The organism is Streptomyces sp. NPDC051776, assembly GCF_040681345.1.
Lineage (GTDB): Bacteria > Actinomycetota > Actinomycetes > Streptomycetales > Streptomycetaceae > Streptomyces.
Genome location: NZ_JBFAYQ010000109.1, coordinates 1 through 6218 on the forward strand (window position 1 = coordinate 1; position 6218 = coordinate 6218).

Annotated in this window: 7 protein-coding genes and 1 pseudogene; 6 read left to right on the forward strand and 2 right to left on the reverse strand. The window is 65.2% G+C overall.

Annotated features, from left to right (window positions below; genetic code table 11):
* The first annotated feature begins 327 nt into the window (after positions 1-327).
* The 6 genes from AB0M26_RS31075 to AB0M26_RS31100 all read left to right on the forward strand — a co-directional run bounded on the left by AB0M26_RS31075 (position 328) and on the right by AB0M26_RS31100 (position 5285).
* The gene (locus AB0M26_RS31075; protein ID WP_365266229.1) at positions 328-426 is read left to right on the forward strand and encodes a putative leader peptide; all 99 of its coding nucleotides are present in this window, start codon (positions 328-330) and stop codon (positions 424-426) included.
* Positions 427-607: 181 nt separating this feature from the next.
* Complete coding sequence (locus tag AB0M26_RS31080; RefSeq protein WP_365266232.1) at positions 608-1756, forward strand: LLM class flavin-dependent oxidoreductase; 1149 nt, start codon at positions 608-610, stop codon at positions 1754-1756.
* An 86-nt stretch (positions 1757-1842) separates the two neighbouring features.
* A complete protein-coding gene (locus tag AB0M26_RS31085) occupies positions 1843-2628 on the forward strand; it encodes an ABC transporter permease (RefSeq protein WP_365266235.1) in 786 nt (261 codons plus the stop codon).
* Between the two features lie 101 nt (positions 2629-2729).
* Positions 2730-3770, forward strand: coding sequence for a glycine betaine ABC transporter substrate-binding protein (locus AB0M26_RS31090; protein ID WP_365266238.1), 1041 nt, complete (start codon positions 2730-2732; stop codon positions 3768-3770).
* Positions 3757-4605, forward strand: coding sequence for an ABC transporter ATP-binding protein (locus AB0M26_RS31095; protein WP_365266241.1), 849 nt, complete (start codon positions 3757-3759; stop codon positions 4603-4605). The genes AB0M26_RS31090 and AB0M26_RS31095 overlap by 14 nt, the downstream gene beginning before the upstream one ends.
* 167 nt (positions 4606-4772) lie before the next feature.
* Positions 4773-5285, forward strand: a complete 513-nt coding sequence (locus AB0M26_RS31100; protein WP_365266243.1) for a flavin reductase family protein — start codon at positions 4773-4775, stop codon at positions 5283-5285.
* 257 nt (positions 5286-5542) lie between these two features.
* On the opposite strand, the gene AB0M26_RS31105 is transcribed toward AB0M26_RS31100, so the two are convergent.
* Complete coding sequence (locus tag AB0M26_RS31105) at positions 5543-5776, reverse strand: integrase core domain-containing protein (RefSeq protein ID WP_365266245.1); 234 nt, start codon at positions 5774-5776, stop codon at positions 5543-5545.
* Positions 5777-5800: 24 nt separating this feature from the next.
* Positions 5801-6121: pseudogene (locus AB0M26_RS31110) on the reverse strand (transcriptional regulator); the annotation flags it as partial.
* Between the last annotated feature and the right edge of the window lie 97 nt (positions 6122-6218).

Genomic DNA, 6218 nt, shown 5'->3' on the forward strand with positions numbered 1-6218 from the left:
GCCGGTGGCCGTTCGTCTATGCGGGCACCATCCCGATGCCGGAGCAAACCCCCGGATCAGGTCGAACCCGTACACCACTTCCCTGGACGCAACCCCCGCAACCCGTGCGAACACCGACTCCAACTCCCCAGCCCACAAAGCAGCTTCATCCATCCCCACCACACTTGGAACAACGAAGCCGACCAGCTCAGGCAACGATTTCTGACTGGAGTACTAGGAGCTGGCGGGTGGCCTCGTAGGGCTCAGCTCAACCTGGCTCAGGTATCACGGTGCCCGTATTGTGGACGCTGGTTGTAGGAGCTGCGCATTTGCGGTCAGGATGGGGGCATGGAACCCGCTCTCATCCGCCGCCGTCACGTGGATCTACTGCGTGTTGCCGGGATGCTGTGTCGAGCCGGTTCCACACGTGCCGCCGTCTGTCGTTGAGCGACTCCTGAGCCTGCCGCACGTCATTTTCTGAGCCCGTCGCGTCTTAGCGTGGGCTGCGTCAGCGCCTTGTTGCCTTTTTGTTGATCACGCTGCTGGCGGGCCCGTCCGTTTCTTCCGGTGCTTATCGTCCCTGACGCCACCGCGCCTACCCGCCTATCCCTTTTGAGGTGTTTATCGTATGTCTCATGCCACCGCGCCCATCCTGCACTGGTTTCTGCCCACGGGTGGGGACGGTCGTGATCCCGGCGGTGTGACCGCCGTTCAGGCGCGCTCTGCAGCCGCCACTCGCCGTGAGGTAGACGTCGGCTACATGTCGCAAGTGGCCCGCGCCGCGGAGCGGGTGGGTTTCGCGAAGCTCCTTACGCCTGTGGGTCTGGGGTGTGTCGATCCGTGGGTGCTGACATCGGCCGTGGCAGCTTCCACTGAGCGCATCGGTTTCCTGGTGGCCTTCCGTGCGGGCCTCGCCCAACCGACGCTCGTGGCGCAGCAGGCCGACACGTTCCGGCGTCTGTTCGGTGACCGGATCGCGCTGAACGTGGTCACTGGTGGGGACCCTGGTGAGCAGCGTGCGTACGGTGATCACCTTCCCAAGGACGAGCGGTACGTCCGGACCGGTGAGCTCATGCAGGTCGTGCGGGGGTTGTTGGACGGGGAGTCGGTGGACCTGCGCGGTCGCCATGTCCATGTGGAGAATGCCCGGTTGCACGGTCCTGTCTTGAGCACTCCGGTGCCGCTCTATTTCGGTGGCGCCTCGGATGCTGCTGAGGAAGTGGCCGCCCGACACGCCGAGGTCCAGCTGCTCTGGGGTGAGCCTCCCGCCGAGGTTGCCGAGCGCATCGCCCGGCTGCGGCGCAGGGCACAGCTGTTGGGCAGGACCATGCGTTTCGGTCTCAGGCTGCACGTCATCTCCCGGGACACTGCGGCTGAGGCATGGGGCGAGGCGGACCGGATCCTTGCGGGTCTCGATCCTGACGCGGTCCGTGCCTCTCAAGCGCGATTCGCCCGGATGGATTCCACAGGACAGGCTCGGATGACCGCGCTGCACGGCGGTTCGGCGCAGAACCTGACCGTCGCGCCCAACTTGTGGGCGGGTATCGGCCTGGTTCGCGAGGGGGCCGGAACCGCGCTCGTGGGCTCCCATGACGAGGTCGCCGCCCGGCTGGTGGAGTATCACCGGCTCGGAGTGGACGAGTTCGTCCTCTCGGGGTATCCCCATCTCGAAGAGGCGTACCGAGTCGGTGAGGAAGTGGCTCCCCGTCTTCGTGGGCTCACCCGGCCCCTGCACACGGACTTCTCTGTGAGCGCGGTCTCAGGGGCCGTTACATGACGCTGCTCGATCACATCAGAGCCACTTCCGCATCGATCCCCCAGGCTTCCGGGCCGCCGCGCAGCTCGAAGAGAATGCGGCTGGGTGTGACCGCGTTGCGGTGGGCGGCGCTTCGGCTGCTGGCTCTCGCCGTTCTCGTCGGAGCGTGGCAGGCAGTGTGCGCGGCGGGTGTCTGGCCACGGGTCCTGGTGCCTTCGCCGGGCGATGTGTGGCACGCCCTGGTCCGCGCTTCCACTGTCCACGACGGGGTCCGCGGTGTCGGGGACCACCTGCTCGTGGAGCACCTTGCTGTGTCGCTGCGCCGGATCGCGATCGGGACGGCGTACGCCGCGCTCTTCGGAATTCCCCTGGGTCTGCTCATCGGGGTGGTGAAGCCGCTCGCGGTCGTGTTCGAACCGGCCGTCACCTTCCTGAGGACACTGCCTCCGTTGGCGTATCTGTCGCTGCTCGTGATCTGGTTCGGCATCGACGAGACACCAAAGATCTGGCTGCTCGTCATCGCGGCTCTGCCGCCCGTGGCAGCGGCCACCGCCGCCGCGGTCAGGGGCGTGCCGGAACATCTCGTGGAAGCCGCGCGCGCCCTGGGCGCTGGCCCCGTGGCCGTCCTGCTGGGGGTGCGACTGCCTGCCGCCCTGCCGGAGATTCTGACTGGCGTGCGCATCGCCGTCGGTATCGCCTACACCTCGGTGGTCGCCGCAGAGACGATCAACGGTCTGCCCGGCGTCGGCGGCATGATCCGTGACGCACAGCGCTACAACCAGACTGACCTTGTGATCGCCGGACTGCTCGCCATCGGTGTGTCCGGGATCGTGCTCGACGCCCTCTTCCGGAGTGCGGCGCGCGCTGCGGTGCGCTGGCAGGGCCATACCTGAGCGCCCGCTGGTCGCAAGGAGCCGATTCCCCTGTGCCCCCTTCCCGGCACCATCTCTCCCGTTACTCGATCTCTCGTCAATTCACAAAAGAAGGAAGCGTCATGTCTCAGTTCTCCCGCCGGACAGTCCTAGCCGCAACTGCGATCGCCCTGCTCAGCTTCACCTCGACCGCCTGCGTCGGCGGAGCCGAGGCGGGCAGCCACGGAGGCGGCCAACTGCGGATCCGCATTGCATACCAGGCGATCCCCAACGCGGATCTCGTCGTGAAGAACCAGCGGCTGCTTGAAAAGGCGCTGCCAGACGCCGAGATCCAGTGGGTGAAGTTCGAATCCGGCGGCGACGTGAACACCGCCGTCATCGCCGGGTCTGTGGACCTCGGTCTGGTGGGCTCCAGCCCCGTCGCCAAGGGACTCTCCGCTCCGCTGAACATCCCGTACAAGGTGGCATGGATCCACGACCTCATCGGCGACAACGAGGCTCTCGTAGCGAAGAAGAACATCCCTTCGATCACGGCCCTCAGGGGCAGGAGGATCGCCACCCCGTTCGGGTCCACTGCCCACTACTCCCTACTTGCCGCCCTGGAATCCGCCGGCCTGAAAGCCACCGACGTGACACTGGTGGACCTCCAGCCACAAGACGCCCTCGCCGCCTGGCAACGCGGAGACATCGACGCCGCATATGTGTGGGCCCCCAGCCTCACCGAGCTGAAGAAGAACGGAAGAGTCCTCGCCTCAAGCCGCGCCATCGGCGCCCAGGGCAAACCCACCGCTGACCTGGGTGTCGTCACGACTACGTTCGCGCAACGGCACCCTGAGGCCCTCAACGCCTGGCTCAAGGCACAGGACCAAGCCGTCGCCCTCGCCAAAACCGATCCGGCGAAGGCGGCAGTGGCCATCGGCGCTGAACTCAACTTGGAACCCGCAGAAGCCAAGAAGCAGCTCGCCGAACTGGTACTGCTCAGTGCGAAGGAGCAGCAGGCGCTGGGGCATCTCGGTAAGCCGGATGCCCCCGGCAAGCTCGCCGCTGCACTGCGGGACGCTGCCCTCTTCCTCCAGAGCCAGAAGGCCGTAGAGACCGTACCCGACCTTGCGGTCTTCGAGAAAGCCCTCGCAGTAGAGGAACTGTCCCATGCCACCCGCTGACGCCATCGCGTCCGCCGCGTCGGCCGCCCGCGCCACCAGCGACGTGGACCTGGCCCGCGTCACTGTCACCTACGGCCCGGCCCAAGCTGCTGTCTCGGCCCTCCATGGCCTATCCCTGACCATTGCTGCGGGGGAGTTCGTGGTACTCGTCGGGCCATCCGGTTGCGGCAAGACGACCCTTCTGCGTGTGGTGGCCGGCTTCGAAAAGCCCACCATGGGAACAGTCCACGTGCACCGGAGGGTGGGGGTGGTGTTTCAGCAGCCACGACTCTTCCCCTGGCGTACGGTCGGCGGGAACATCGCCTTCGCCCTGGCCCAGCAAGGCGTGCCACCCCGCGAACGCACCACGCGGACACAGGAGCTGCTGCGGCGAGTCGGCCTGCCGGGATTGGCGAAGCGCCGTACATGGCAATTGTCAGGCGGCCAACAACAGCGCGTCGCCATCGCCAGAGCCCTGGCCGCCGAACCCAGCATTCTGCTGATGGACGAGCCCTTCGCAGCACTGGACGCCCTGACCAGAGAACGCCTTCAGGAAGAAGTCCGCACGCTGACGGCCGCCACCGGCATCACCGTCCTGTTCGTCACCCACTCCACCGAAGAGGCCATCGCACTCGGCTCCCGCGTCCTGGTGATGGCACCCAACCCCGGACGCTTCGTCAACGAGGTGACGGTGCCCCTACCCCGCGAACCCGAAACGGACATCGCAACGCTGCGCAACACGGCACAGTTTGCCACCCTCCGCTCAGCACTCACCGAGATGATCCGCACCTCCACGGACAACAACCCTCAAGGAACTGCGCACCTCCCGAAGCCAGGCTCAGGTCGCAGTCAATGACCCATACAGCACAGCGCTCCCTGTCGGCGGGCCTTCACCGCGCAGCAGGCATGCTCCGATCCCGAACCCTGGTGAATCCGGCAGGACATGACGCCGCACCGGAGGCTCCGCCTGCCCCCTTTGCGTCGAACGTAGTCGAACTCCCACTTTCTCAGCCAGGTGCGTCAATGAATCTCTCCACCCCCGTCCCTGACTCTGTCAGCTTTCGCGCTGCAGCCGGACGGTTCCCCACAGGCGTCGTTGTGATCACCACCACTGCCTCGGCCGGTCCTGTGGGTTTCACCTGCCAGTCCTTCACGTCACTGTCCCTGGAACCGGCGCTCATCTCCTTCAACGTTTCCCGCTCCTCAGAGACCTGGCCCTACATCCAGGAAGCGGGGTCGTTCTGTGTCAACATCTTGGCCTCAGATCAAGAGTCCGTCGCCCGGTCCTTCGCTGAAAAGGGATCCGACCGATTCTCCGGCGTGGATCACTCTTATCCGAGCAACAGCTCCCCTTGGATCGCGGGGGCGACTGCCTGGCTGGAGGCCACTGTGGAAAGAGCCTGGGACGGTGGTGACCACCTCATCGTGATCGGCCGGGTGATCAGCACCGTACTCGGGCGGAGAGACCAAGCACTGATCTACCACCAAGGTGACTACAGCTTGTTCCAGGAGCGGAAACCGACAGCTCACCCCTAAAGTTGTCGCTACTCCTGTAGCGGTGGGTGGATGGATGGTGAGACCGGAGTGAGCGAGGAAGGACAAGGGGCTTGATCGTTCTGGCTTATGCAGCAAGGCTCGCTCGGCGAGCAGGGACGCACCTCGCTGATGGCCCGGGTGACGATAGAACGGTCCCCAAACCAGCTGGCCGGCACGTCGTGCGTGACGTAAGGCGGAGGTACACGAGCATGGTAGAAGCCGCTCGACAATGACCAGCCGATGCTTCGCGCCAGCGCCTAGATGTATTGACCTGAAGCGTTGTTTGCGCGGCTGATCGGTGGGTGGCCTCCGAGTGCGGTGTGGCACCGGTGATGGTTGTAGCTATGCAGAAAACTGTCCAGTGCGGTGGTGCGCTCATCGTTGCTGGCGTAGGGCCGGATGTAGGCCCGGGACTGCTGCAGGGTTGGGTGACACCTGACCTGGCTCGCTGAGAAGCGGCCTGGAAGGATGTTGCAGTGCCCAAGCCGTATCCGAAGGAGTCCGCGAGGACGTCAGCCGTGTTCACCGTTGTCGTATGCCATCCACCCAAGCAGATAGGTCTGTTCGGCAGCAGCCTCGCAAAGGGCTCGTCGCACGTCATCGCTGTAGGTGCGACGAAGCAGGGGATATATGTGCTGGTTCATGTACTCGGCGAGGATCAAGCGGCCGGAGCCGCCTCCCTGCATTACGTCCATCTTCTGGAACTCGCCGAACATGTTCTTCACCGCTGTCACGTCTTCCAGACGGACACGGGGACCGGGCTCAGGCGCCTGATCCAGGACGTTCATCAACCAGTCACGCGACGGCCCAACGCCAGCGAGGGAAGTAATTGTCAAGGTCTGTGGATCAGTTGAGGTGGATCACGCTGCGAGGGTCTCGTCTCGTTCGACGAGAAGGCCGTTCTCGAAGCGGGCGCCGGCTCGGACGAGGGCG